The following is a 24,361-nucleotide window of genomic DNA, read 5'->3' on the forward strand; positions in this document are numbered from 1 at the left end:
CGCAACGGGCAATCCAATGCCGCAGCCGCGCTGCGGTTTCACTGGTTTCCGGAGGTGACCGATGGTTTTCGACATCCTGCATCTTGCTATCATCCTCTTCCTCATCGCGGGGCTCGCGTTCGCGGGCGGCCCGCTCATCCTCGCCATGCTCGTGGCCCCACGGGCGCGCGGCGGCGACCTGGGCATGTCCTACGAATGCGGCATGCGCCCCCACGGCAACGCCTGGACCCGCTTCGGCATCAACTACTACGTTTACGCCCTGCTGTTCATCGCCTTCGACGTGGACGTGCTGTACCTGTTCCCCGCTGCCGCCCATTACCACGCCACCGTGGGCTGGGGCGCCTTCATCGAAATCTGCGTCTTCCTGTTCTTCCTCGTGCTTGCCCTGGTCTATTTCCGCGCCAAGGGGGTGTTCACATGGCCGCGCAAGATTGCCCTGTAAGGCCCCCGCTCATCGCGCCGGCCACGGGCGGAGTTGATGCACCCATCGTCAATGTGGCGCCGGTGCAGAAGATTCTGGACGTGTGCCGGGCCATGTCGCTGTGGCCCATGACCTTCGGCCTGGCCTGCTGCGCCATTGAAATGATGGCGGTGGGCATGGCCCGGTTCGACATCTCGCGCTTCGGGGCCGAAGTGTTCCGCCCCTCGCCGCGCCAGTCGGACCTGATGATCGTGGCGGGCACCGTCACCCGCAAGATGGCCCCGGCGCTGGTGCGCCTCTATGAACAGATGCCCGCGCCGCGCTACGTCATGGCGCTGGGCAACTGCGCCATCTCCGGCGGGCCGTTCAACTTCGAGGGGCAGTACGCCATCGTCGAGGGCGTGGACAATCTGGTGCCCGTGGACGTGTACGTGCCCGGCTGCCCGCCCCGGCCAGAGGCGCTGCTGGAAGGGCTGTTCCAGATCCAGCACAAGATCACGGGCCGCCGCTGGTGGCCGGTGCCTGCCGAAATCTCCGGCTCCATGGGGGGTGGCGCATGACGCCCGAAACCGCTTCCGTCACCCCCGACGTGCTGCTGGCCCCGCTGGACCCCGCCTACCTGGCCGAGGAAAACCCGGCCCGCACCGGCCTGCGCTGGTCCGCCTTCCTGTCCGCCGACGCCCTGCCCCGCGCGGCCAGCCTGCTGCTGGAAGCAGGCTGGCACCTGGAGGACATCTGCGGCCTTGACGTGCGCGAAGGGCTGGCGGCGGTGTACCACTTCGACCGCATGACCGCCCCGGGCCGCCTGGCCATCCGGGTGCTGGTGGACCACGCCTCCCCGGTGCTGCCCTCCATCGCCGACATCCATCAGGGCGCGGAATGGCACGAGCGGGAAACCGCCGACTTCTACGGCATCGCCTTCACCGGCAACCCCAACCCCGCGCCGCTGCTGCTGCCCGAAGGCATGCAGGGCCACCCCCTGCTGAAGGACGCCGCCGCCCGCGCGCCGCTGGCCGCCCTGCTGGCCACGCCGAACCGTGAAGCCACCGTGCTGCGCAAGGCCGAAGGCTTCGGCCTGCTGGAACCGGCGGAAGATGCCAAGCCCGCCAAACCGGCCAGGGCAAAGGCCGCCGCAACCGAGGAGGGCGCCGACAATGCATAGCACCGAGACCCTTCGGTCGCACGGCGCCGCCTGTCCCGCCACCTCGGCGGACGTGGGCTGCGCCGACGACCAGATCGCGGGCGACGGCTACACCTGCCGCTTCGAGCAGGGCGCCCGCCCGGAATCGCTCATCCTGAACATGGGGCCGCAGCACCCGTCCACCCACGGCGTGCTGCGCGTGCTTCTGGAACTGGACGGCGAATACATCGTCCGGGCGGAACCGGTGCTGGGCTACCTGCACCGCATGCACGAAAAGATGGCCGAGGTGAAAACCCCCGCCCAGTTCATGCCCAACATGGGCCGGGTGGACTACCTGCACGCCCTGGCCTGGAACTGGGCCTACGTGGGCGCGGTGGAAAAGCTGGCGGGGATAGAAATCCCCGAACGGGCCGAGTACCTGCGGGTGATCACCTGCGAGCTGAACCGCATCTCGTCGCACCTGCTGTGGTGGGGCGCGTACCTGCTGGACCTGGGGGCCTTCACCCCCATCATGTACGCCTTCGACGACCGCGAAATGCTGCTGGACCTGCTGCAGCTCATGACCGGCTCGCGCCTGACGTACAGTTCGTTCCGCTTCGGCGGGGTGTACACCGACGCCGGGCCCGCCTTCGTGCAGGGGGTGCGCCAGTTCATCCCGCACCTGCGTTCGCGCCTGCCCATGTACACTGCGCTGGTGACGGAAAACATCATCCTGCGCCGCCGCATCGAAGAGGTGGGCGTCATCCCGCAGGACATGGTCACCCGCTACGGGGCCAGCGGCCCGGTGGCGCGCGGCAGCGGCATTGCCTACGACGTGCGCCGGGCGGAACCGTATTCCGTGTACGACCGCTTCGACTACGAGATTCCCGTGCGCCACGAGGAATGTTCCATGGCCCGGTACATGGTGCGCATGGCCGAGATCGAGCAGAGCCTGCGCATCATCGAGCAGGCCATCGAAAGCCTGCCCGAGGGCGAGCACATGCACCCCAAGGCCCCCAAGCCCAGCTTCAAGCTGCCCGCCGGGGAGTCGTACTTTGCGGTGGAAGGGGCGCGCGGCAAGATCGGCGTGTGGATCGCCAGCGACGGCGGCAAGACGCCCTACCGCGTCAAGCTGCGCGCGCCGGGCTTCTCCAACCTGGCCCTGTTCGCCGAATGCGCGCGGGGCACCCTGCTGGCCGACGCCGTTGCCATCCTTGGCAGCCTCGACATGGTCATCCCCGAAATCGACAGGTAGGCCGCCATGAATGCAACCATCTCCTTCGATTCCGTGCTGCACGTGGTGCTCGCGCTGGTGGGCGTGGCCGTCTTCGTGGGGCTGAACGGGCTGCTGCTCGTCTACGCCGAACGCAAGGTGGCGGGCTTCATCCAGCGCCGCCCCGGCCCCTACGAAGTGGGGCCGCAGGGCATATTGCAGGCCGTGGCCGACGCCCTGAAGCTGATCGGCAAGCAACTGGTGCGCCCGGACAGGGCAGACCCGCTGCTGTTCTGGATGGCCCCGGTGCTGGCCTTCTTTCCCGTGCTGCTGCTGTTTCTGCCCATTCCCTTCAGCCCGCTGCTCACCGGGTGGGACGTGAACCTCGGCCTGCTGCTCATCCTTGCCTTTGCCGGGTTCAACGTGCTGGCCCTGTTGCTTGCTGGGTGGGGCTCCAACAACAAGTACGGCCTGCTCGGCGCGGCCCGCGCCGTGGCCCAGTCCGTGGCCTATGAAATCCCCCTGCTGCTGGCCGTGCTGGCCATCGCCTTCCAGGAAGGCACGCTGAGCCTTACCGCCATCGTGGGCGGGCAGGGCGGCATGCCGTGGCAGTGGAACATCGCCGTGCAGCCGCTGGCGTTCCTGATCTTCTTCGTCAGCGCCCTGGGCGAGACCAACCGCGCCCCCTTCGACCTGCCCGAGGCCGAATCGGAACTGACCGCAGGCTTCCATACCGAATATTCGGGCATGGGCTTCGGCATGTTCTTCCTGGCCGAGTACGCCAACATGATCGTGGCGTGCAGCGTGTGCACCGTGCTGTTCCTGGGCGGCTGGAAAGGCCCGTTCCTGGACGGGGCATGGTGGTTCCTGGCCAAGGTGTACGGGCTGCTGCTGTCCATGATGTGGTTCCGCTGGACGTACCCGCGCGTGCGCTTCGACCAGCTGCTGAACCTGAACTGGCGGTGGCTGCTGCCCCTCGGCGTGCTGAACCTGCTGGCGACCGCGTTCGTCATGAAGCTGTAGAGACGGTAAGGCGACGGGGGAAGGGACCCTTTGAAAAGGGTCTCCTTCCCCCGGACCCCCATCCCCCCAAACTTTTCATAAGGGTGGACACCCGCATGAAGGGGTCAAGGGGACACGGTCCCCTTGCGGGGGGCCGGGGGGCAGAGCCCCCGCTCTCTAAGGAGGATATAATGGCATCGATCTTCCGCACCCTCGCCGACCTGTGGAGCCTTGTGGTGGGCCTTGGCATCACCGGCAAGGAATTCTGCAAGCCCGGCGTCACCGTGCACTACCCGCGGGCAGAGGTAACGCCGGAAGCGGCGGCCTCGTTCCGGGGGCCCATAGAACTCATCGGGCTGGACAAGGACCCGGCAAAGCCCAAGTGCATCGCCTGCATGCTCTGCGTGTCCGCCTGCCCCAGCAACTGCATAACCGTCACCCGCGCCCCCACGCCCAAGCCCACGCCAGAAGAACTGAAGGCCATGGCAGAGGCGGAAGCGCGCGGCGAAAAGCCCAAGAAGCCCGCACCGCCCAAGGCGCCCGGCACCTGGACCTACGACTTCTCGCTGTGCAGCCTGTGCGGCAGCTGCGTGGAGGCGTGCCCGGTGGATTCCATCGGCTTCTCGCACGACATCTACATGGTGGGGACAAAGCGCGAGGACTTCGTGTTCGACCAGTTGGCGCGTCTGGCCCGCAAGGCCGCGGCCCGCAAGCCGGAACCGAAGAAGACCGCGAAGGCTGCGCCCGAAACTGCGCCTCCGGCCACGCCAGAGACCGCAACGGCCCCGGCCCCCGCGCCCGAAACCGCCGCAACCCCCGCAAGCGAGGCGTGACATGGAAACACCGGCAATCCTCGCCTTCGGCTTCTACTTTCTGGTCATCGTGGTCGGCTGTTTCATGGCCGTGGGCTGCGCCAGCCTTGTGCGGGCCCTGGTGGGGCTGGTCGCCACGCTGCTGGGCGTGGCGGGCATGTACCTCTTGCTGAACGCGCCGTTCATGGCCTTCATGCAGATTCTCATCTACGTGGGCGCCATCTGCGTGCTGATCTTCTTCGCGCTGATGCTGGCCCGGGCCGACGCGGACGGTGACGAGGCGGACCCCGCCCCAGCCCCGCGCACCTTCAAGGGCATACTGGCGGCCATGCTGCCCGGCGCGCTGCTGGCCCCCATCCTGCTGCTGCACCCCGCGGCCTCCAAGCTGATCCCGGCGGAAGTGCCGCTGGCCGAACTTGGCCGCAGGCTGATGGAGGACTACGTGCTGCCCTTCGAACTGATCTCGGTGGTCCTGCTCATCTCCATGGCCGGGGCCGTGCTGCTCGTCTGGGAAAGGAGGGACAAGTGAAACCGCTCGTGCTCTACCAACTGGCCTCCCTCGTGCTGCTGGGCGCGGGCCTGGCGGGGCTGGTCAAGCGGCGCACGCTGGTGGGCATGCTCATTGCCGTGGAGCTGATGCTCAACGGCGCGGGGCTGTCCATCGTGGCCGCAACCCAGCTTACCGGGGCGGACGCCACCCTCGGACAACTGGCCACGCTGCTGGTCATGGGCCTTGCCGCCGCTGAAGCCACCGTGGCCCTGGCCGCCATTGTCGTGGTGTTCCGCCGCTTCGGCACCACCCGCACAGACGCCCTGGCAACCCTGAGGGAGCAGCAGTGATGACCGTGCCCAACACCGTAGAATCCGCAAGCCTGCTCGTTCCGCTGCTGATCACCCTGGTCGCGCCCTTCGCCATCATGCTGGCGCGCGGCAACGACAACCGGCGCGAGGCCGTGTCGTTCATCGCCGCCGCGCTCACCTTCGTCTCGGTGCTGCAACTGGCGCCGGGGGTGCTTTCCGGGGTCATCTACACCTACACCGTCACCACCATCCTGCCCGGCGTCAGCCTGACCCTGTGCGCCGACGGGCTGGGCATGATCTTCGCGCTGATCGCCACCTTCCTGTGGGGCTTCGCCACCAGTTACAACATCGGGTACATGCGCGGGCTGAACGAACACGCCCAGACGCGCTACTACACCTGTTTCGCGGTGGCCATCTTCGGCGCGGTGGGCGTGGCCTTCTCCGCCACCGTGTTCACCCTGTACCTGTTCTATGAAGTGATCACCGTCTTCACCTACCCGCTGGTCGCACATCATCAGGACGCAGAAGGGTTCGCCGGGGCGCGCAAGTACCTCGTCTACCTCATGGGCACCTCCAAGCTGTTCCTGCTGCCCGCCATGATCCTGACCTACGTGCTTACCGGCACGCTGGACATGCGCCTTGGCGACGTGCTGAACGGCATGTTTCCGCCCGACGTCATCGCCGCGCACCCCAACCTGGTGCGGGTAACCTACGTGCTGTATATCGCGGGTCTGGCCAAGGCGGCCCTGGCTCCGTTCCACAACTGGCTGCCCTCGGCCATGGTGGCCCCCACCCCGGTCTCGGCCCTGCTGCACGCGGTGGCCGTGGTCAAGGCGGGGGTGTTCTCCGTAAGCCGGATCATCCTGTCCGGCTTCGGGGTGCAGGCCATGGACACCCTGGGCCTTGGCCTGCCCACGGCGTGGCTGGCGGCCTTCACCATCATCGGGGCCTCGCTCATCGCCCTGACCAAGGACGACATCAAGGCCCGGCTGGCCTATTCCACGGTCAGCCAGCTGTCCTACGTGATCATCGGGGTGGCCCTGCTGACGCCTTCGGCCGTGCAGGGCGGGCTGATGCACATCCCCCACCACGCCTTCTCCAAGATCACCCTGTTCTTTGGCGCCGGGGCCATCTACGTGGCCACGCACATCAAGAAGATCAGCCAGATGAACGGCCTTGGCCGCCGCATGCCGTGGACCTTCGGGGCCTTTGCCCTGGCGTCCCTTTCCATGATCGGCATGCCGCCGGTGTGCGGCTTCGTCTCCAAGTGGTACATCGTCAACGGTTCACTCCAGGCCGGGCAGATCGGTCTGCTGGTGACCCTGCTGCTGTCCACCCTGCTCAACGCGGGCTACTTCGTGCCCATCTTCTACCGGGCGTTCATGCTGCCGCCCGCCCCGGACGCCAATATCGAGCAGTACAACGAAGCCCCCGCCACCATGGTCATACCGCTGTGCCTGACCGGGGCCATATCGTTGCTGCTGGGCCTGTATCCGCAGGTGTTCCTGAACTTCATCCAGGCGTTCGGCCATTTCTAGGAGCGCGCTCATGAACAGACTCGGAGCATTCCTTGAACGCCAGCGCGAACTGCGCGGCGCATGGCTGAAGGCGCTGTACGGGGCGTTGGCCGCCCTCGTGCTGCTGAACCTGTTCGTCGGCCCGCACGAACCGCACTTCGGCCTTGATGCCTACCCCGGCTTCTGGGCGCTGTTCGGCCTTGTGGTGGGCGTGCTGATGGTGGTGATCATGAAGCGCGTGGTGCAGCCCGTCATCGTGCGCAAGGAGGACCACTATGGAGACGTCTAGCTTCATCCACCCCGCCATAGGGTTTCTGGCCCTGGCGGCGGTGCTGCCCTTCCTGCGGGGCAAATGGTGGAACTGGCTGCTGCCCGCACCCGCCGTGCTGGCCGTGTTCGCCGTGTTCACCATGACGCCCGGCGACCACCTGACCCTGCACTGGCTGGGGCAAACCCTGCTGCTGGGCCGCGTGGACAAGCTGTCGCTGGTCTTCGCCCAGGTGTTCGCCGTCATGTCGGTGGCGGGCATGCTGTACGCCATGCACGTCAAGGACCGGGGGCAGCACATCGCCGCCGCCCTGTACGTGTCGGGTGGGTTCGGCTGCGTGTTCGCGGGCGACTACCTGACCCTGTTCGTGTTCTGGGAACTGATGTCCATCGGCTCCACCTTCCTCGTGCTGCTGAACCGCACGCGCGAGTCGGTGCTGGCGGGCTTTCGCTACTTTCTCTACCACACCGCCGGGGGCCTTCTGCTGCTGGCGGGGCTGCTGATCCGCTACAAGGCCCTGGGCACGTGGGAATTCACGGCCATGGCCCCCGGCAACGCGCCGCTGTACGAATGGCTGATCCTGGCCGGGTTCTGCGTCAACGCCGCCGTGGTGCCGCTGCACGCCTGGCTGCCCGACGCCTACCCGCGCGGGACGGTGACCGGCTCCGTGTTCATGTGCGCCTACACCACCAAGACGGCGGTGTACGTGCTGGCGCGCGGCTTTGCAGGCTGGGAGATCCTGGCAGCGGCGGGCACGGTGATGGCGGTGTACGGCGTGCTGTACGCGTGCATCGAGAACAACGCCCGGCGCATCCTGTCGTACCACATCGTCTCGCAGGTGGGGTACATGGTGGCGGGCATCGGCGTGGGCACGGCCATGACCCTGAACGGCGCGGTGGCCCATGCCTACGCGCACATCCTGTACAAGGGCCTGCTGTTCATGGGCACCGGCTGCCTGCTGTACGCGGCGGGCACGGCCAAGTTGGACAAGCTTGGCGGCCTGGCCGCGCGGCTGCCGTGGGTCATGGTGCTGTACATGGTGGCGGCCCTGTCCATCTCGGGCATGCCGGTGTTCAACGGGTTCATCTCCAAGACCATGACCATCACCGGCGCGGCGGAAGCACACCAGACCCTGGTGGCGCTGGGCCTGGAAATCGCGGCGGTGGGCACGTTCATCTCGGTGGGCATCAAGCTGCCCTACTTCGCCTTCTGGGGCGGCAAGCCCACGGACAACGACCGTGTGCTGGCCCCCATCCCGTGGAACATGTACGCGGGCATGTCCGTGCTGGCCGTGCTGTGCATCCTGCAGGGCGTGGCCCCGTCCATCCTGTACGCCTACCTGCCCTTCGAGGTGGAACACCCCTACGTTCCGTGGTCCGTGTGGCACGTGTTGCAGTCGCTGCTGCTGCTGGGCTTCTCCGGCCTGGCCTTCTACCTGCTGCGCAAGGTGATCACCCCGCACGAAGGACTGAACCTGGACGTGGACATCGCCTACCGCGCGGTGGGCACCGGGGCCATGCGCTTCGTATGCCGCCCGCTGGCCTTCCTGGACGACCGCTGGACCGAGGCCTACCGCGCGGGCGGCCTGCGCGGACTGATGGGCATTGCCCTCGGCTCCGTGTGGTTCGACCGGCGGGCCATCGACGGCGTGGTGGACGGCAGCGCACGCACGGTGCGGGGCATCGGCGGGCTGGGCGCGCGCACGCAGAACGGCAGCCTCCAGGACTACCTGGGACTGGCCGCCTTCTTCGCGTTGTGTGTGTTCGGACTCGTCTGGTACCTCGGCTAGGGGGCTGTCCCCAAATTGTCCTTTTGCCCGTTGGCTGCGTCAAACTTCGCCTGCCATGTCGGTCGAATATAACAAGAGTATACTCCCTCATGCCAGGCTCGTTTTCCTTGCCAACGAACAAAAAACCTAATTTGGAAACAGCCCCCAGGACCCACAAAAAACGGAGCTGCCTGTGTATCCTGACATACCGGTCCTCAGCATCCTGATCTTCCTGCCGCTGCTGGCAGCGGTGCTGCTGCTGCCCCTGCGCGACGACGAGACCGTGCGGCGCGTGTCGCTGGCGGCGTCGCTCATCGGGCTTGGCGCCGCGTGGCCGCTCATCGCCTTCAACCCCGACGCCGGGTTCCAGTTCGTGGAACGCATGACCTGGGTGGCCCGCTGGGGCCTTGAATACCATCTGGCCGTGGACGGCATCAGCATCCTGATGGTGTGGCTGACCCTGTTCACCCTGCCGCTGTGCGTGCTGTGCTCGTGGACGTACATCGGCAAGCGGGTGAAGGAGTTCCACGTCTGCCTGCTGCTGATGACATCCGCCTGCATCGGCGTGTTCACCTCCATGGACCTCGTGCTGTTCTACGTGTTCTGGGAAGCCATGCTCATCCCCATGTACCTGCTCATTGCGGTATGGGGCGGGGCCGAGCGGCGCTACGCGTCCATCAAGTTCTTCCTGTACACCCTTGCCGGGTCCACCCTGCTGCTGGTGGCCATCGTGGCCTTCCGCATTGCCGGGGGCACCTTCTCCATCCCCGACCTGATGCAGCAGACCTTCGGGTTCCGCTTCCAGTACTGGGCCTTTCTGGCCATGGCCCTGGCCTTTGCCATCAAGGTGCCCATGTTCCCGTTCCACACCTGGCTGCCCGCCGCCCACGTGCAGGCGCCGTCCGCAGGCAGCGTGATCCTTGCCGCCGTGCTGCTGAAGATGGGCACCTACGGGTTCCTGCGCTTCTGCCTGCCGCTGACGCCCGAGGCCAGCGTGCACTTTGCCCCGCTGATGATCGGCATCTCGGTGGTGTCCATCCTCTACGGGGGCGCGGTGGCGCTGGGGCAGGCCGACATCAAGAAGCTGGTCGCCTATTCGTCGGTGGCCCACATGGGCTTCGTGACGCTGGGCATCTTCCTGTTCCAGAAAAGCGGCGTGCAGGGCGCGCTGCTGCAGATGCTGAACCACGGCATCGTCACCGGCGCGCTGTTCATGATGATCGGCGCCATGTACGAACGCAGCCACAGCCGCGAGGTGGCGGACAACATGGGCCTTGGCAAGTATCTGCCCGCGTTCATGTTTTTCTGGGGGCTGTATGCCCTGGCCTCGTTCGGCTTTCCCGGCACCAACGGCTTCGTGGGCGAAGTGCTGGTGTTCGTGGCCGCCTTCCAGCAAAGCCTGACCGTGGGCGCGCTCATCGTGCCCGGCGCGCTGCTGGCGGCGGCGTACATGTTCCGGGTCAGCCTGCGCATGGCCTGGGGCAGCCCGTCCACGGCCAAGACGTGGAACGACCTGAACCGCCGCGAATGGACCTACCTGCTGCTGCCCGCCGTGCTGGTGCTGTGGATAGGCCTTGCCCCCGCGCCCTTCCTGCGGCTGATCGACCCTTCCATCGACCGGCTGCTGGCCGACCTGCGCGGCCGCGCCCCGGTGAAGGAAGCGCCGCTGGCCCTCAATCATGCGGACGCGGTGCGGCATGAACCGCCCGCCGTCCTCGCATCCGCCGCCATCGCCAAGGAGGTGCGCCAGTGAACCTCGACCTTGCCCTGCTTGTTCCCGAATGCGCCATGCTGCTGCTGGTGGCCGTGCTGTTCGTGCAGGCGCTGTCCGCCGGGCCGGCCTCTGTGGCGGCCCACCGCTGGCTGCCGCTGGGCGCGCTGGCGGTGCTGGCGGCGTCGGTGGTGGCGCTTCCTGCCGAAGGCATGCTGCTGTGGGACGCCTACAAGGTGGACGGCCTGTCGCAGTTCTTCAAGCTGTGCGTGGCAGGCGGCTTCTGCATCGCCGTGCTCAACGCCACCCGCCAGCCCACGCTGGAGGAAGGCAAGCGCGCCGACTACTTCCTGTTCCTGGGGGTATCGGCGTGGGGCCTGATGCTGCTGGCATCGTCCGCAGAACTGGTGACCCTGTACCTTGCGCTGGAACTGTCGTCGTACAGCCTGTACGTGCTCATTCCCCTGCGCGGGCGCACCCGCGAAGGGGCCGAAGCGGGCGTCAAGTACATCCTGTTCGGCGCGGCGGCCACGGCCATCTCGCTGTACGGGCTGTCGTACATCATGGCCGCGCACCAGACCACGTACATCGCGGCGCTGGCCGCGCGCGACTGGTCGTGGGCGGCAAGCCCCACTGCGGTTGTGGGCCTGTCGCTGTTCCTGTGCGGCATGTTCTACAAGCTGGCCCTGTTCCCGTTCCACTTCTGGTGCCCCGACGTGTATCAGGGCTCCAGCAACGAGACGGCGGCCTACGTGGCCACCCTGCCCAAGCTGGGCGCTGTGGTGGTGCTGGTGCGTCTGGCCGCCGTGCTGCACCCCGGCCTGGAAGTGACCACCGCCATCGCCTGGCTGGGGGTCATCTCCATGACCTTCGGCAACCTGTGCGCGCTGGCGCAAAAGGACGTGAAGCGCATGCTGGGCTTCTCGTCCGTGGCGCATGCGGGCTACGTGACCGTGGGCCTTGTGTCCGGCACGGCGGAGGGCCTTGCCGCCGCCGCGTTCTACGCGCTGGTGTACGTGGTCATGAACCTGCTGTGCTTCTGGGTGGTGGCCCGCGTGGCCGTGGACGGGCGCAACCTGGTCCTGTCCGACCTCAACGGGCTGCATCGTCGCTCGCCGGTGCTGGCCTTTGCCCTTGCGGTGGGCGCATTCGCCCTGGTGGGCCTGCCGCCCACTGCTGGCTTCATGGGCAAGCTGTTCCTGATCACGGCGGCGTGGAACCACGGCTACAACTGGCTGGTCATCGCCCTGGCCCTGAACAGCGCCATCGCCATCTACTACTACCTGTCGCTGGTGCGCCACGCCTACACCGAGCCTGACGAAAATGCCTCGCTGCCCGCGCCCGACCAGAGCGCGTTCAGCCTGGGCGGCGCGGTGGCGCTGGCCGCCGCCACGCTGGTGCTGGGCATCGTGCCCTCGCCGCTGTTCGAAAAGGCGGTGCAGGCTGGGATGGCTCTTTTCGGATAAGGTAGAAAACAAGCCCCTGAAAGACACCGACACCCCCCCCGGTTCCACACGACGGAACCGGGGGATTTTTACACTTTCAAAGACCGGCGCCCTCGACAGGCCCCGCAACCTTCCCCTAGCATGGCGCATTCGCGCGGGGTGCTGCCTCTCCGTTCTCCCCATTCCCCGCGCCATACTCTGCCGGAGCACCGCCATGCCCGAACACGCCCCATCCGCCCTGCTTGGTGCCACCATCACGCCCGACCCCGCAAAGGGGCCGCTACTGGTCGCCCACCTTGGCGGTCCCAAGACCGGCAGCAGCGCCATCCAGGCCTTCTGCGACCACAATCGCACCGCCCTGTTCCGCCAGCACGGCATCCTTTACCCCACCCTGAACCCCGACCGCGTGCCCGACGCCACCCCTCCCGACATCCCCGGCGACCCGAACTTCGAGCTGCCCCACCACGGGGCGGTCATCATGGGCATGCAGCCCGACGCTCAGGATGACTACCTGGACCGCGCAATGGCCGTCTGCCGCGCCACCAATACCCCCGTCCTGCTGCTGAGTCTGGAGGCTCCCAGCCTGCCCGCATACGCGGACATGGTGCGCCGCAACGCCACGCGCCTAAACCTGCGCGCCGTGGCCATGTGCTACGTGCGGCGGCAGGATACCTGGATCGAGGATGCCTGGAAGCAGTGGGGGCTGAAGTACGACCAATACCCCACGCCGGACGACTTCGCCCGCGCCCTCATGGACAGGGAACTGGACGACGTGTTCTTTCGCGCCGCCGTCTCGGTGCTGGAGCACGCATGGCTGGACGAGGTGTGGGGCTTCATGGATTCCGCCGACATGGTGGTGCGCCCCTACGAACGCTCCGCCCTGCAATGCGGCGACGTGGTGGCCGACCTGCTGGGCCTGCTGGGGGTGGGCTCCATCGCCCACCTGCCCCCGCCGCCCGCCACCAACTTCAACACCAACCACGGCTTCACGCCAGAGGCCATCAAACTGCTGCGCATGGTGCGCCCCATGTTCGACGGGGTATTCGACAACGGCCCCTACGAGATGCTCTACGATGCGCTGCCCAGGGCCGCCGCCGCGCCATTCGGCCACGTGGGGCTGTTGTCGCCCGGCATGCGCGCCACGGTGCTGGCCCACTATGCCCCGTACAACGAACGGCTGGCCCGGCGCATGCCCGCATCACACGGACATGCGGATGGTGTGCTGTTCCACGAAGCGCCGGACCCCGACGCGCCGTGGTGGCCCGACCGCGAACTGACCGCGCAGGAGGTGGCCACCATGCTCATGCAGTGCATCCACCGCCAGCATGTCCGGCTGAACTCGCTGCAAGGGCGCATCGAACGGCTGGAACGGCTGGAAAAGAAGGCGCGCAGGCGACTGGCCGCGCTGGATGGGGGACAGAGCTCACCGGAATGAATCCTCCTTGAAGGTGACATCACCAGACAAGGGGCCATCCCTCTGCTCTCCATGCCCCCTGCGGGACGCCAAAGGCACCACCCGGCACAACACCCGGTGCCAATGTCACGCCAAGTCGCACTTCCGTGACTGCCACGCCAAAAGCTGCTAGTGTCTTGCCGCAGGGCGGGATTCCCATGGCAATACCCGGTATTTATTGATAAATACACAAGCGCGCCTGCCAGACGTCTGGCCATGCGCGCATGACCAGACGAATCCACGCGGACACGCATCCGCGCAACGGGGGGATGGAGCGCGCACGCGCCGTCCCGCACAGGCACCCCGGTCGGTTCCCCGCCGCCGCGCCGTTCACGCAACCCTTGCCTTCACGAGAACCACCACATGCTCATCGGTCCACACACCCACGACGAATTCATGGAAGTGGCGCGCAATTTCCACGGGTATCCGGCCCCCGGCCTGATCATCGGCGGCTACATGGTCGAACTGGCCCGCCGGGGCCTGCCGGAAGGCGTGCTGTTCGACGCCATTTCCGAGACGGAGCAGTGCCTGCCCGACGCGGTGCAGCTGCTGACCCCCTGCACGGTGGGCAACGGCTGGCTGCGCATCATGAACTTCGGCATCTACGCGGTGTCGCTGTTCGACAAGCGCACCGGTGAAGGGGTGCGCGTGCATCTGGACGTGGACAAGATGGGGCCGTGGGGCGAAATCCGCACCTGGTTCCTGAAGCTGAAGCCCAAGAAGGATCAGGACACGCCGCTGTTGCAGGCGCAGATCAAGGAAGCGGGCCCGGACATCCTTACCGCCCGGCCCATCACCGTGCGGCCCGACAGGCTGGGCCACAAGGGCAAGGGACTGGTGGGCCGCTGCCCGCTGTGCGGCGAATACTACCCCGTGGCCTCCGGCGGCATCTGTCGTTCGTGCCAGGGTGAATCGCCCTACCACGCCGGGCCCGGCTTTGCCTTCGAGGGCCAGCCCGCCCTGCGCGCCGTGCCCGTGGCAGAGGCCGTGGGCAAGCGCGTTCTGCACGACATGACCCGCATCGTGCCCGGCGAGCACAAGGACGCGGAATTCACCGCCGGACAGGAACTGACCGCCGGGGACATCTGCCGCCTCCAGATGATGGGGCGCAACTCCATCTACGTGCAGGACGCCGCCGATTCCGATAACGACTGGGTGCACGAGGACGAGGCCGCCAGAACCTTTGCCGCCATGCTGGCGGGCGAGGGCGTGGCCATGCGCGAAGACCCGCGCGAGGGCAAGGCCAACCTTGTCGCCACTCGCGACGGCCTGCTGATGGTGGATACCGAGCGTCTGGAACGCTTCAACCTTGTGCCCGACGTGATGTGCGCCACCCGCCAGGGCTATAGCATGGTGCTGGCCGGGGCCAAGGTGGCGGGCACGCGGGCCATTCCGCTGTACCTCTCGCGCGAGAATTTCATCAAGGCCACTGCCATGTTGCAGGACGGGCCGCTGCTTCAGGTGCTGCCCATGCGCGCCGCCAGGATCGGCATTCTGGTTACCGGCACCGAGGTGTTCCAGGGGCTGATCCAGGACAAGTTTGCCCCCATCATCACCCAGAAGGCCCAGCGCCTGAACTGCGAAGTGGTGAAGACCGTGTTCGCCCCCGACGACGCGGCCCTGATCACCCAGGGCGTGCGCGACCTGATCGCCGCCGGGGCGGATCTGGTGGTGACCACCGCCGGGCTGTCCGTGGACCCCGACGACGTGACCCGCAAGGGGCTGATCGACGCGGGCCTTACCGACATGCTGTACGGCCTGCCCATGCTGCCCGGCACCATGAGCCTTGTGGGGCGCATCGCCAGCGAACAGGCCCCCCACCCCGTGCAGGTGGTGGGCGTGCCCGCCTGCGCGCTGTTCTACAAGACCACCGCGCTGGACATCCTGCTGCCGCGCCTGCTGGCCGGGGTGGAAATCACCCGGCGCGACCTGGCCAAACTGGGCGACGGCGGCCTGTGCATGGAATGCAAAAGCTGCACGTATCCCAAGTGCCCGTTCGGCAAGTAGGCCTTGCAAGACACCCCATCGTTCCGAAACCGAACCGGGGCAGCCAACGCTGCTCCGGTTTTTTTCATGCACCGAGATGGGATGCGTTTCCTCGCACCGCCGCCACCTGCCCTGCAATCTGACCACACGCATCCCCCCCTTGACGCGCCGGGCGGGCGTCCCGATACTTGCCCCATGAGCCGCACCCCACGCCATGCCGCCGTCCGCTTCTGGCGCGACCCGGACCTGCCCGAGGTGGAGGTGCGCCGGTCGAGCTACAACGAGGAAACCTTTCGCCGCCACACCCACGCCGCCTATTCCATCGGCATCATGGACGGCGGGGCCGCCTCGTTCATGCTGGAAGGCGCGCCGCACCGGGCCGTGGCCGGACAACTGGTGCTCATCGAGCCGGACCGGGTGCACGCCTGCAACCCCGACCGCGACACCTTCTTCGCCTACCGCATGTTCTACGTGGACCCGCAGTGGCTGGCGGAACTGGCGGTTTGCGCCGAGGGACAGGAATCCCCCGCCCCCGCCCGTACACAGGCTGAATCAGTCGGACAGCCCGAATCCGGCGAGCGGGGCGAACCCGGCGCATCCGACATATCTGGCGCCCCCGACGATTGCTCCCGCCCGGCTGTGCTGCCCCGCTTTCGCGCACCGGTGGTGGACTGCGCGCAGACCATGTCCGCGTGGTCGGCCCTGTACGATGCGGTATCGCGCGGCGGCTCGGTGCTGGAAAAGCAGTCGCTGCTGGTGCAGGCAGCGGAACTGCTGCTGGCCCGCCACTGCCTGCCCGCATCCGGCGCATGCCCCGCCACGAACCCTGCGGATTCCGCCGATGCCACCCCGCCATCCTGGCCCGCCACAGCCGCAGCACCGCTCGGAACCACTGCCCCTTTGGACGTCACGGCCATAATCGAGGCGGTGCGCCGCCACCTGCGTGACCACCTGGCCGACCCGGTACGCCTGGACGATCTGGCCCGCATTGCCGGACGCAGCCGCTGCCACCTGCTGCGCATGTTCCAGCAGGCCACGGGCCTGCCCCCCCACACCTACCAGACCCAACTGCGGGTGGAGGCGGCAAAGGGTCTGCTGGCGGCAGGGCACGCCATAAGCCATGTGGCGGCGGAAACCGGCTTCTCCGACCAGAGCCACTTCTCGCGCGTGTTCCGCGACCTGACCGGGGCCACCCCGCGCCAGTACCAGCAGGCCGGGGCCGAAGGCGTCGCGCCCGACACGACAGGCAACACTGGCACCGAGTCCTGATTCCACGCAAGCCCAGGCTGGACTTCACGCCCCGCCGCCGCAAAATCCTTCCATACGCCAATGTCTCCCGCTGTTAGTGGATGATCCGGCGTGCCCACACGCCGTCAACCTTCATCCAACAGCATGGGATGCCCGCCCGCAGGCGCATCCGAAGGCGCTCGGCCATCCGGCTCCGATCCATCAGGGACCGCTCAGGGCAAGGAGCCTGACCCCGCAAGGCCAGCCCGAAACCTTGCCCTTCGGCCATGCCTGCCGGACGCTGCATCCCGCACCCCATGGGAGATCGCACATGAACCTTGATGCCACCAAGTTCGCCATCGTGCTCGACGGCGGCCTGCCGGGCGGCGTGGCCGCCAATGCCGCCGCCGTGCTGTCCCTGTCCGTGGGCCGGGCCTTTCCGGAAATCGTCGGCCCCGCCGTCACCGACGGCAACGGCGACGAGCACCCCGGCATCACCCAGTTGCCCATTCCCGTGCTGCGCGCCGCGCCCGAGGCGCTGCCCGCACTGCGCCGCAAGGCGGTCGAACGCGGCCTGTACTGCGTGGGCTTTACCCACACGGCCCGCACCGCGCGCAGCTACGATGCCTACACGCAGCGCATGGCCGCAACCGCCCACGACGACCTCAGCTTCGTGGGCATCGCCATCGTGGGCGAACGCAGTGCCGTGGACGGCCTGTGCGGCGCGCTGCCCATGCTGCGCTGACGCCCCCTGCCTGACCGTCACCTGCCTGTCCGCCCCCTGCCTGACCCACATGCGCGGGCCATCCCCCCGCGTCATACCGCCTAGCCTCTCCCAGACCCACACACACCCCACAAAGGGCCGGACATGTTCCGGCCCTTTGCCGTTTCCGCGCCCTCCCCGCGCCCGCCTGCCTTCCCTGCCCCCTCTTCGTAAAGCCACCTTTACATCTCTTTCGGTCTCTTGATGGGCATTTCGTGCCGCCAAATCCGTACATACGGACAACAGGGCCTTCACACTTCAGCACGGAAGTTCAGCTCATGAGACAGCAACGGCACCATATGACGGTGCTCCATTCCATCGAGGAAGGACTGTGCACGGACAATTCTCCATGTCCCGGCGCAAACATGATTGCCTGCTATCTGGAAAAAACGGCCACATCCGCAGAGAGAAAGCGTCTTGAATCGCATTTCGCGTCGTGCAGGGCATGCAGGGAAGACCTTCTGGAACTGCGCAAGATCCTGAAGGCTGCGGAAGTGAAGACACCGTTCGAGGTCATCGAAGCGGCACTGTCTCTCGAAAGTCGGCACGAAACGGGATTGGGCACGGATCAGGGCACGGAGGACGGCAATGACCACTATCTCATCCTTGGCTAGCAGCACCAGCACATCGTCGACCACCAGCAGTTCCACCACGCTGGATTCCGACGCCTTTCTGCAACTGCTCATCGCGGAACTGCAGAACCAGGACCCCACCAACCCCACCGACTCCACCGAGATGATCAACCAGATCGCCTCGTTCTCCACGGTGGAGCAACTGTCGGCCCTCAATGACACGGCCACGTCCATCTACGACTCGCTGACGGCCATGAGCCTGAACTCCGCCGTGAGCTTCATCGGGCAGTCCGTGCTGGCCGAGGGCGACGACATTTCCAAGACCGACGACTCCACCACCGTGGTGTCCTTCACCCTGGAATCGGACGCGGAGACCCTTACCGCGCACGTCTACGACTCCGACGGCACCATCATCAATTCCGTCTCCCTCGGCGCCACGGACAGTGGCACCTACACCTTCAGTTGGGACGGCACCAACTACACCGGCACCGAAGTGGCCAATGGCACCTACAGCGTGGTGTTCGAGGCCTACGACGAGGACGGCGACAGCCTGGAAGTCTCCACCATGGTGGCGGGCACGGTCTCCGGCGTTTCGGTGGAGGACGGCACCACGGTGCTCACCCTGTCCGATGGCCGCACGGTGAATCTCGAGGACGTCTACAGCGTCGTCTCCTCCGACGCATAACACCAGCACGCGCACTGTCGCGGGAGCACGCCATGGGCCTCTCCTCATCCATGTATGCCAGCGTCTCGGGGTTGCTGAGCACCGCCGAGTCCATCAGCGTCATCGGCAACAACCTCGCCAACTCCAGCACCACGGGCTACAAGTCCATGTCCATGCTGTTCGAGGACGTGTTCTATTCCTCCATCACCACGTCCGGCGGCATAGACCAGATCGGCAACGGCTCCACCATCTCTGCCATTGCCACGGACTTCTCGCAGGGCTCGTACCAGGACACCTCCGAGGCCATGAACATGGCCATCGCAGGCGAAGGGTACTTCATCGTCGAAGACCCCCAGAACGACGGTCAGATATACTATACCCGCGCGGGCGACTTCACCTTCGACGACGAAGGCTACCTGACGAACTCGTCCGGCTACCAGGTGCAGGGCTGGGCCGTGGACCCGGACACCGCCACCTCCAGCGACCCGTCAACCACTGGCGCCCTCGGCGACATCCAGTTGGAAAGCCGCACCTCGCCCGCATCCGCCACCACCAACGTCTCGCTGGTGGTCAACCTGGACTCGGACGGCGACGACAACTCCACCTCCACCACCGACCCGTACTTCTCGCTGCTGACCGAATGGGACGGCAGCGCCGACGACCCCCTCGGCACCACCAAGTACGAGTACCAGACCACCATCACCGTGTACGACGAGGCCGGGTCCGCCCATGAACTGACCGTGTATTTCGACCAGGTGGAAGACTCCACCACCGGCTCCACCACCTGGGAATACATCGTCACCATGGACCCCAGCGAAGACGTGCGCACCATCAACGGCCAGAGCGTGTCGGGCACATCCGCCGCCGGCCTGCTGATGGCGGGTACGCTGACCTTTGACGCCACCGGCGCGCTGGTCTCGCAGACGGCCTTCACGCTCGACTCCACGGCCACCGGCGACCTGACCGACCTTTCCAACTGGACCCTGGCCGACCTTTCCACCGACGGCCTGCCGGTGTTCACCTGCAACTTCTCCGGCTCGGCCAACGCCAGCACCACCGACGAGGCGGATGCCATCCAGATAGAGCTGGACTTCGGCCTGTCCGCAAAATCCATCACCGACGGCTGGGACACCACCGTCACCAGCGCGGCGGACATCGGCACGGACAGCTCGCTGCTGTTCGGGTTCACCTCCACCGCCTACGACAGCGATCGCACCTCCAGCAACGATTCGGCCAGCAGCACCGACAACTCCAGCCAGAACGGCTACGCCACCGGCTACCTGACCAGCTACTACGTGGACGAAGGCGGGGTGATCTACGGCACCTACTCCAACGGCCAGACCCAGGCGCTGTTCATCGTGGCTCTGGCCAGCTTCGACAACGACCAGGGCCTGCAACTGGAAGGCGGCAACCTGTACTCGGCCACCACGGAATCGGGCACGGCCAACATCGGTCGCGCCGGGCAGGGCATCTACGGCAGCATCTATGGGGAAAAGCTGGAGGAATCCAACGTGGACGTCTCTACCGAGATGGTCGACCTCATCGTGATGCAGCGCGCCTATCAGGCCAACAGCAAGGTCATCACCACCGTTGACGAAATGCTGCAGACCGCTCTTGGCCTGAAGCGCTAGGGGCTGTTTTCCAAATTGTCCTTTCGCCCGTTGGCGTCGTCAAACTTCGCCAGCCATATCGGTCGAATACGAGAAGAGTATACTCCCTCATGGCTGGCTTGTTTTCCTCGCCAACGGACGAAATCCCTGCTTTGGAAAACAGCCCCTGGCCCAAGCGGCACGCGCCAAGGCGTCGTCGAGCCTTGACGTGCCTATCGCAGGGCAGGCCCCCGGCACCGCCCGTCTCCGTCCGGGCGGCACCGGGGAGCCCCCACCGCAACGCACGGGCCTGCCCGCCAACCCGCCAACCCGCCAATCCGTAAGGACGCGCCATGTCCTCGCTCAGCTCCATCTTCAACATCGGCTCCAGCGCGCTTTCCAACGCTCAGATCGGCATTTCCGTCACCAGCAACAACATCTCCAATGCCGACGTAACGGGCTATTCGCGCCAGACGGTGCAGTACACCACGGGCCCCACCACCAGCAGCGGGGGCATCACCTATGGTTCCGGGGCGGAGGTTTCCGAGATCACCCGGCACTTCAGCTACACCGTGGAATCGCAGTACCTGTCGTACAGTTCCGATGCCTCCATGTGGGAGACCATCACCTCCACGCTCTCGTCCATCGAGTCGTTGTTCGACGACAGCGATGATGAAGGCTACGACCTGTCCACCGCGCTGGACGCCTTCTGGACCAGCCTTGACGCGCTGGCGGCAGACCCGGAAAGCGAATCCGCGCGCACCGAACTGGCCGGCTACGCCGAAACGCTGACCACGCTCATCAATTCCACCAGCGACAGCCTGGAGGCCGTGCAAGAAGACCTGAACGGCCAGATCGAAGACCAGGTGGACGACATCAATGACCTGCTGGACACCCTGGCCGGCCTCAACTCGCAGCTGGCGGCAGACCCGGAAAACGCCACCCTGCTGGACAGCCAGGCCACCACCCTGCGCGAACTTTCCACCTATCTCGACCTTTCGGTGGTTTACGGCAGTGACGGGCAGGCCACCGTGTACACCACGTCGGGCCAGACCCTGGTGCAGAACGACGTGACCTACAAGCTGGCCTACGAAGGGCCGCAGGCCACGGCGTCGCTGACATCCGCCTCCACCTTTGACGGGCAGATATATTTCGAGGGTGAGAGCAGCAACGAAATCGCCATAGAATTCGTCACCTCCGGCTCGGCGGACGGCTCGGCCAGCGCGGCCACCTACAAGGTTTCCCTCGACGGCGGCGAAACCTGGCTGACTGACGACAGCGGCAACACCTTGCTGTTCACGGCATCCGGCGCTGACGAGAAGGTGACCGTGGACGGGGTGTCCATCTGGTTCGGATCGTCCACCGATTCCAGCGCCAGCGCCAGCGGCACGCTGGCAGTGGGCGACGATTTCACCGTCATGGCGAAGTCGGGGGTGTACTGGTACGAAACCACGTCCAGCAAGGTGAACATCACCCCCATCGACGTCACCGCGTCGGACAGCAACAACCGCCTTTCGGGCGGCAGCCTGGCCGGGCTGCTGGCCACGCGCGACCAGTACGTGGGCGGGTATCTGGACGAACTGGACGCACTGGCAGAGGAACTGGCCTGGCAGGTCAACTACGTGCACAGCCAGGGTGCCGGGCTGACCAACTTTTCGTCTGCCACTGCCGAAAATTCCGTGGACGACACCACGAAAGCCCTCTCCGACAGCAGTCTTGCCTACGCCGACCGCCTGTCCTCGGGCACCCTGTCCATCTCGGTGTACGACGATGACACCGGCGACGTGGAAACCCTTTCCTCCATCGCCATCGATCCCGCGTCCGACAGCCTGGAAGACGTGGCCGACGCCATCAACACCGCCTTTTCCGACCAGCTCACCGCCAGCATCAGCAACGGGCAGCTCAGCATCGCGGCGGAGGACGGCTATTCGTTCCAGTTCGCGGGCGACACATCGGGCCTGCTTGCAGCGCTGGGCATCAACACCTTCTTCTCGGGTGACGACGCGGGCAACATCGCCGTGTCCGACGCGGTGCTGAACGACACCAACCGGATCAACGCCGCCGTGGTGGACGCCTCTGGCGAAGTGCTCTCCGGCGATTCGACCTGCGCCAACAACCTCGCGGCGCTGGCCGATACCGACGTCACGCTGGATGCGTACGGTTCCACCAGTTCGAAAACCATCAGCGAGCACCTGGCCGCGCTGGTGGGCGACGTGGGCACCGACGTGGACACCTCTGCCCGCAAGTACACCTATTACAGCGCGTTGGCCGAAAACGCCGACACCCTGCAACAGTCCCTTTCCGGCGTGAACACCGACGAGGAACTGATCAACCTCACCAAGTACCAGCAAGCTTACAGCGTGGCCGCGCAGCTCATCCAGGTGGCCAACGAGATGTTCGATACAATTCTTTCGCTGCGGGATTAGCCGGGCACGCGCCGCTGCCCTTCAGGAGCCCACCATGCGCATTTCCACACGCATGACTTTCGACAATTCGCTGAAATACATGACCAGGCTGCAATCGGAGATCAACCGCACGACCATCCAGATGGCCACGCAGCAGCGCATCAACTGCCCCTCGGACGACCCGTACGGGAGCGAGGTGGCCCTTACCAATTCCACGCTGATCAGCCAGCTTACCCAGTACCAGAGCAACGTGGACACGGCCAAGGGCTGGCTCTCGCTGGCCGACGACACGTTGGGCGATGCCAGCACGGTGCTCACCAGCCTGATCGAACTGGCCGAGCAGGCCGCCACCGGCACCCTGACCGACGCCAACCGCGAGGCCATCGCCGAAGAAGCGCGGGGGCTGTACGAGCAACTCATCACCTACGCCAATACCCAGTACAACGGGCAGTCCATCTTTGCCGGGCGCGATTCCGGCGGCACGGCCTACACCCTGGGCCTGGGGGCCACGGTGAGCGGCGCCACCCTGGCCTCGGGCGCTGGCAGCGCGGTGCTGACCCCCGTACTGTCCGTGGACGGCGAGGCGGACCAGAGTATCCGCATAGAATTCACCAGCGACGGCACCGTGGGGACGGACGACATCACCTACCGCTATTCCACCGACGGTGGCGACACCTGGACGGAGGCCACCCTGGCCGCAGGCGATACAACCCTGTCCTGCGACGGGGTGCAGGTGAACATGCAGGATGGAACCGGGGTCACCGCCGTCTCGGACGACGACACCAGCGTGGGCACGCGCATTACCGTGCGCCCGGCCGCCATCTACACCGGCGACGCCGACGACGGCGCGCAGGTGACCGCCCAGAGCAACACCGACGTCACCGCCACGCCCACCGGCACCTTCAGCAGTTCCGTGGTGGTGCGCATAGAGGACGACACCACGGTGGCCGGCCCCGTTTCGTACAGCTACTCCACCGACGGTGGGCTCACCTGGTCCGACACCCAGAGCTCGGACAACGGCACCCTTACCGTACCTGGCGGCACCCTGGAACTTTCCGCGGGCGGCGGCAGCAACCTGACTGCGGGCGACACCTTCACCATCACGTCCGACTCCACCGACCTCAACGTGCGCGTGTCCACCTCCACCAGCATCTCCATCAACAGCTGCGGACTGGACGTGTTCGGCGGGCTCTACAGCGCCGACGGCACAAGCTACTCCGGCACGGGAGACGACGATCTGTTCGAGGCCATCGGCGACTTCATCGGCTACCTGGAAACCAACAACCAGGAAGGCATTGCCGAAAGCCTGGAGGCCATCACGGCGGGCCAGGCCAAGATGCTCTCCGCCGCCAGCGACATCGGCGCGCGCGAAATACGCCTGGAGCACATCGAAACGGCCAACACCCTGCTCACTTCCACGGCAGAGAATGCCGTGAGCAACGTGGTGGACGCCGACACCACCGAACTGGCCACCCAGCTTTCCAAGCTCACCACCGTCTACGAGGCGGTGCTGAGCACGCAGTCGGCGGTGATGAAGCTGAGCCTGCTCGACTATCTGTAGGGGGTGCATCCCCTGGCAGGCGTCCGCCCGTACCCGCCCGGCGCCACTCCGCTCCAGACCCCC

The 24,361-nt window shown here is 66.2% G+C and carries 22 protein-coding genes; all 22 read left to right on the forward strand.

The genetic code is table 11. From position 1 onward, the window contains the following. Window positions 1-61 precede the first annotated feature (61 nt). The 22 genes from DESTE_RS08650 to flgL all read left to right on the forward strand — a co-directional run bounded on the left by DESTE_RS08650 (window position 62) and on the right by flgL (window position 24,298). Window positions 62-442, forward strand: coding sequence for an NADH-quinone oxidoreductase subunit A (locus DESTE_RS08650; RefSeq protein ID WP_035066913.1), 381 nt, complete (start codon window positions 62-64; stop codon window positions 440-442). Then, window positions 418-981 carry an NADH-quinone oxidoreductase subunit B gene (locus DESTE_RS08655; protein WP_035066915.1) on the forward strand — a complete coding sequence of 188 codons (564 nt, stop codon included), beginning with the start codon at window positions 418-420 and terminating at the stop codon, window positions 979-981. The genes DESTE_RS08650 and DESTE_RS08655 overlap by 25 nt, the downstream gene beginning before the upstream one ends. Continuing rightward, complete coding sequence (locus tag DESTE_RS08660) at window positions 978-1,583, forward strand: NADH-quinone oxidoreductase subunit C (protein WP_051384396.1); 606 nt, start codon at window positions 978-980, stop codon at window positions 1,581-1,583. The genes DESTE_RS08655 and DESTE_RS08660 overlap by 4 nt, the downstream gene beginning before the upstream one ends. Further along, complete coding sequence (locus DESTE_RS08665; RefSeq protein ID WP_084559413.1) at window positions 1,576-2,796, forward strand: NADH-quinone oxidoreductase subunit D; 1,221 nt, start codon at window positions 1,576-1,578, stop codon at window positions 2,794-2,796. The genes DESTE_RS08660 and DESTE_RS08665 overlap by 8 nt, the downstream gene beginning before the upstream one ends. 6 nt (window positions 2,797-2,802) lie before the next feature. Beyond that, on the forward strand, window positions 2,803-3,777 hold the full coding sequence (nuoH, locus tag DESTE_RS08670; RefSeq protein WP_012612723.1) for an NADH-quinone oxidoreductase subunit NuoH: 975 nt from the start codon (window positions 2,803-2,805) through the stop codon (window positions 3,775-3,777). A 170-nt stretch (window positions 3,778-3,947) separates the two neighbouring features. Further along, window positions 3,948-4,589, forward strand: coding sequence for a 4Fe-4S binding protein (locus DESTE_RS08675; protein ID WP_035066917.1), 642 nt, complete (start codon window positions 3,948-3,950; stop codon window positions 4,587-4,589). 1 nt (window position 4,590) lies between these two features. Continuing rightward, window positions 4,591-5,097, forward strand: a complete 507-nt coding sequence (locus tag DESTE_RS08680; RefSeq protein WP_035066920.1) for an NADH-quinone oxidoreductase subunit J family protein — start codon at window positions 4,591-4,593, stop codon at window positions 5,095-5,097. Then, window positions 5,094-5,408 carry an NADH-quinone oxidoreductase subunit NuoK gene (nuoK, locus tag DESTE_RS08685; RefSeq protein WP_035066922.1) on the forward strand — a complete coding sequence of 105 codons (315 nt, stop codon included), beginning with the start codon at window positions 5,094-5,096 and terminating at the stop codon, window positions 5,406-5,408. The genes DESTE_RS08680 and nuoK overlap by 4 nt, the downstream gene beginning before the upstream one ends. Next, window positions 5,408-6,907, forward strand: a complete 1,500-nt coding sequence (locus DESTE_RS08690; RefSeq protein WP_035066923.1) for a monovalent cation/H+ antiporter subunit D family protein — start codon at window positions 5,408-5,410, stop codon at window positions 6,905-6,907. Before nuoK ends, DESTE_RS08690 begins: the two co-directional genes overlap by 1 nt. Before the next feature lie 10 nt (window positions 6,908-6,917). Beyond that, on the forward strand, window positions 6,918-7,175 hold the full coding sequence (locus DESTE_RS08695; RefSeq protein ID WP_035066925.1) for a hypothetical protein: 258 nt from the start codon (window positions 6,918-6,920) through the stop codon (window positions 7,173-7,175). Continuing rightward, a complete protein-coding gene (locus tag DESTE_RS08700; RefSeq protein ID WP_035066927.1) occupies window positions 7,162-8,943 on the forward strand; it encodes a Na(+)/H(+) antiporter subunit D in 1,782 nt (593 codons plus the stop codon). The genes DESTE_RS08695 and DESTE_RS08700 overlap by 14 nt, the downstream gene beginning before the upstream one ends. Before the next feature lie 172 nt (window positions 8,944-9,115). Next, a complete protein-coding gene (locus DESTE_RS08705) occupies window positions 9,116-10,675 on the forward strand; it encodes a complex I subunit 4 family protein (protein ID WP_035066929.1) in 1,560 nt (519 codons plus the stop codon). Beyond that, window positions 10,672-12,099, forward strand: a complete 1,428-nt coding sequence (locus DESTE_RS08710; protein WP_035066931.1) for an NADH-quinone oxidoreductase subunit N — start codon at window positions 10,672-10,674, stop codon at window positions 12,097-12,099. The genes DESTE_RS08705 and DESTE_RS08710 overlap by 4 nt, the downstream gene beginning before the upstream one ends. Window positions 12,100-12,292: 193 nt before the next feature. Continuing rightward, entirely contained in the window at window positions 12,293-13,513 is a 1,221-nt protein-coding gene (locus DESTE_RS08715) for a hypothetical protein (RefSeq protein WP_035066933.1), read from the forward strand. 381 nt (window positions 13,514-13,894) lie between these two features. Beyond that, the gene (locus DESTE_RS08720) at window positions 13,895-15,538 is read left to right on the forward strand and encodes an FmdE family protein (protein ID WP_035066936.1); all 1,644 of its coding nucleotides are present in this window, start codon (window positions 13,895-13,897) and stop codon (window positions 15,536-15,538) included. Window positions 15,539-15,712: 174 nt separating this feature from the next. Then, a complete protein-coding gene (locus DESTE_RS08725) occupies window positions 15,713-16,786 on the forward strand; it encodes an AraC family transcriptional regulator (protein ID WP_035066938.1) in 1,074 nt (357 codons plus the stop codon). Between the two features lie 289 nt (window positions 16,787-17,075). Further along, a complete protein-coding gene (locus DESTE_RS08735; RefSeq protein ID WP_035066942.1) occupies window positions 17,076-17,489 on the forward strand; it encodes a DUF2000 domain-containing protein in 414 nt (137 codons plus the stop codon). A 296-nt stretch (window positions 17,490-17,785) separates the two neighbouring features. Continuing rightward, window positions 17,786-18,121 carry a zf-HC2 domain-containing protein gene (locus DESTE_RS08740; protein WP_156925305.1) on the forward strand — a complete coding sequence of 112 codons (336 nt, stop codon included), beginning with the start codon at window positions 17,786-17,788 and terminating at the stop codon, window positions 18,119-18,121. Beyond that, a complete protein-coding gene (locus tag DESTE_RS08745; RefSeq protein ID WP_035066946.1) occupies window positions 18,096-18,764 on the forward strand; it encodes a flagellar hook assembly protein FlgD in 669 nt (222 codons plus the stop codon). Before DESTE_RS08740 ends, DESTE_RS08745 begins: the two co-directional genes overlap by 26 nt. 32 nt (window positions 18,765-18,796) lie before the next feature. Next, a complete protein-coding gene (locus DESTE_RS08750; protein WP_035066948.1) occupies window positions 18,797-20,374 on the forward strand; it encodes a flagellar hook protein FlgE in 1,578 nt (525 codons plus the stop codon). A gap of 311 nt (window positions 20,375-20,685) precedes the next feature. Next, window positions 20,686-22,758: a flagellar hook-associated protein FlgK gene (gene flgK / locus DESTE_RS08755; protein ID WP_035066949.1), complete on the forward strand. Its 2,073-nt coding sequence runs from the start codon at window positions 20,686-20,688 to the stop codon at window positions 22,756-22,758. 34 nt (window positions 22,759-22,792) lie between these two features. After that, window positions 22,793-24,298, forward strand: coding sequence for a flagellar hook-associated protein FlgL (gene flgL / locus DESTE_RS08760; protein WP_035066951.1), 1,506 nt, complete (start codon window positions 22,793-22,795; stop codon window positions 24,296-24,298). The last annotated feature ends 63 nt before the right edge of the window (window positions 24,299-24,361 follow it).

This window comes from Nitratidesulfovibrio termitidis HI1, assembly GCF_000504305.1.
Classification (GTDB): domain Bacteria; phylum Desulfobacterota; class Desulfovibrionia; order Desulfovibrionales; family Desulfovibrionaceae; genus Cupidesulfovibrio; species Cupidesulfovibrio termitidis.

Bases quoted from the DNA above. Each gene is read 5' to 3' on its own strand.
- DESTE_RS08650 (WP_035066913.1), top strand. From the start codon at position 62: ATGGTTTTCGACATCCTGCATCTTGCTATCATCCTCTTCCTCATCGCG.
- DESTE_RS08655 (WP_035066915.1), top strand. From the start codon at position 418: ATGGCCGCGCAAGATTGCCCTGTAAGGCCCCCGCTCATCGCGCCGGCC.
- DESTE_RS08660 (WP_051384396.1), top strand. From the start codon at position 978: ATGACGCCCGAAACCGCTTCCGTCACCCCCGACGTGCTGCTGGCCCCG.
- DESTE_RS08665 (WP_084559413.1), top strand. From the start codon at position 1,576: ATGCATAGCACCGAGACCCTTCGGTCGCACGGCGCCGCCTGTCCCGCC.
- nuoH (WP_012612723.1), top strand. From the start codon at position 2,803: ATGAATGCAACCATCTCCTTCGATTCCGTGCTGCACGTGGTGCTCGCG.
- DESTE_RS08675 (WP_035066917.1), top strand. From the start codon at position 3,948: ATGGCATCGATCTTCCGCACCCTCGCCGACCTGTGGAGCCTTGTGGTG.
- DESTE_RS08680 (WP_035066920.1), top strand. From the start codon at position 4,591: ATGGAAACACCGGCAATCCTCGCCTTCGGCTTCTACTTTCTGGTCATC.
- DESTE_RS08690 (WP_035066923.1), top strand. From the start codon at position 5,408: ATGACCGTGCCCAACACCGTAGAATCCGCAAGCCTGCTCGTTCCGCTG.
- DESTE_RS08695 (WP_035066925.1), top strand. From the start codon at position 6,918: ATGAACAGACTCGGAGCATTCCTTGAACGCCAGCGCGAACTGCGCGGC.
- DESTE_RS08700 (WP_035066927.1), top strand. From the start codon at position 7,162: ATGGAGACGTCTAGCTTCATCCACCCCGCCATAGGGTTTCTGGCCCTG.
- DESTE_RS08715 (WP_035066933.1), top strand. From the start codon at position 12,293: ATGCCCGAACACGCCCCATCCGCCCTGCTTGGTGCCACCATCACGCCC.
- DESTE_RS08720 (WP_035066936.1), top strand. From the start codon at position 13,895: ATGCTCATCGGTCCACACACCCACGACGAATTCATGGAAGTGGCGCGC.
- DESTE_RS08725 (WP_035066938.1), top strand. From the start codon at position 15,713: ATGAGCCGCACCCCACGCCATGCCGCCGTCCGCTTCTGGCGCGACCCG.
- DESTE_RS08735 (WP_035066942.1), top strand. From the start codon at position 17,076: ATGAACCTTGATGCCACCAAGTTCGCCATCGTGCTCGACGGCGGCCTG.
- DESTE_RS08740 (WP_156925305.1), top strand. From the start codon at position 17,786: ATGAGACAGCAACGGCACCATATGACGGTGCTCCATTCCATCGAGGAA.
- DESTE_RS08745 (WP_035066946.1), top strand. From the start codon at position 18,096: ATGACCACTATCTCATCCTTGGCTAGCAGCACCAGCACATCGTCGACC.
- DESTE_RS08750 (WP_035066948.1), top strand. From the start codon at position 18,797: ATGGGCCTCTCCTCATCCATGTATGCCAGCGTCTCGGGGTTGCTGAGC.
- flgK (WP_035066949.1), top strand. From the start codon at position 20,686: ATGTCCTCGCTCAGCTCCATCTTCAACATCGGCTCCAGCGCGCTTTCC.
- flgL (WP_035066951.1), top strand. From the start codon at position 22,793: ATGCGCATTTCCACACGCATGACTTTCGACAATTCGCTGAAATACATG.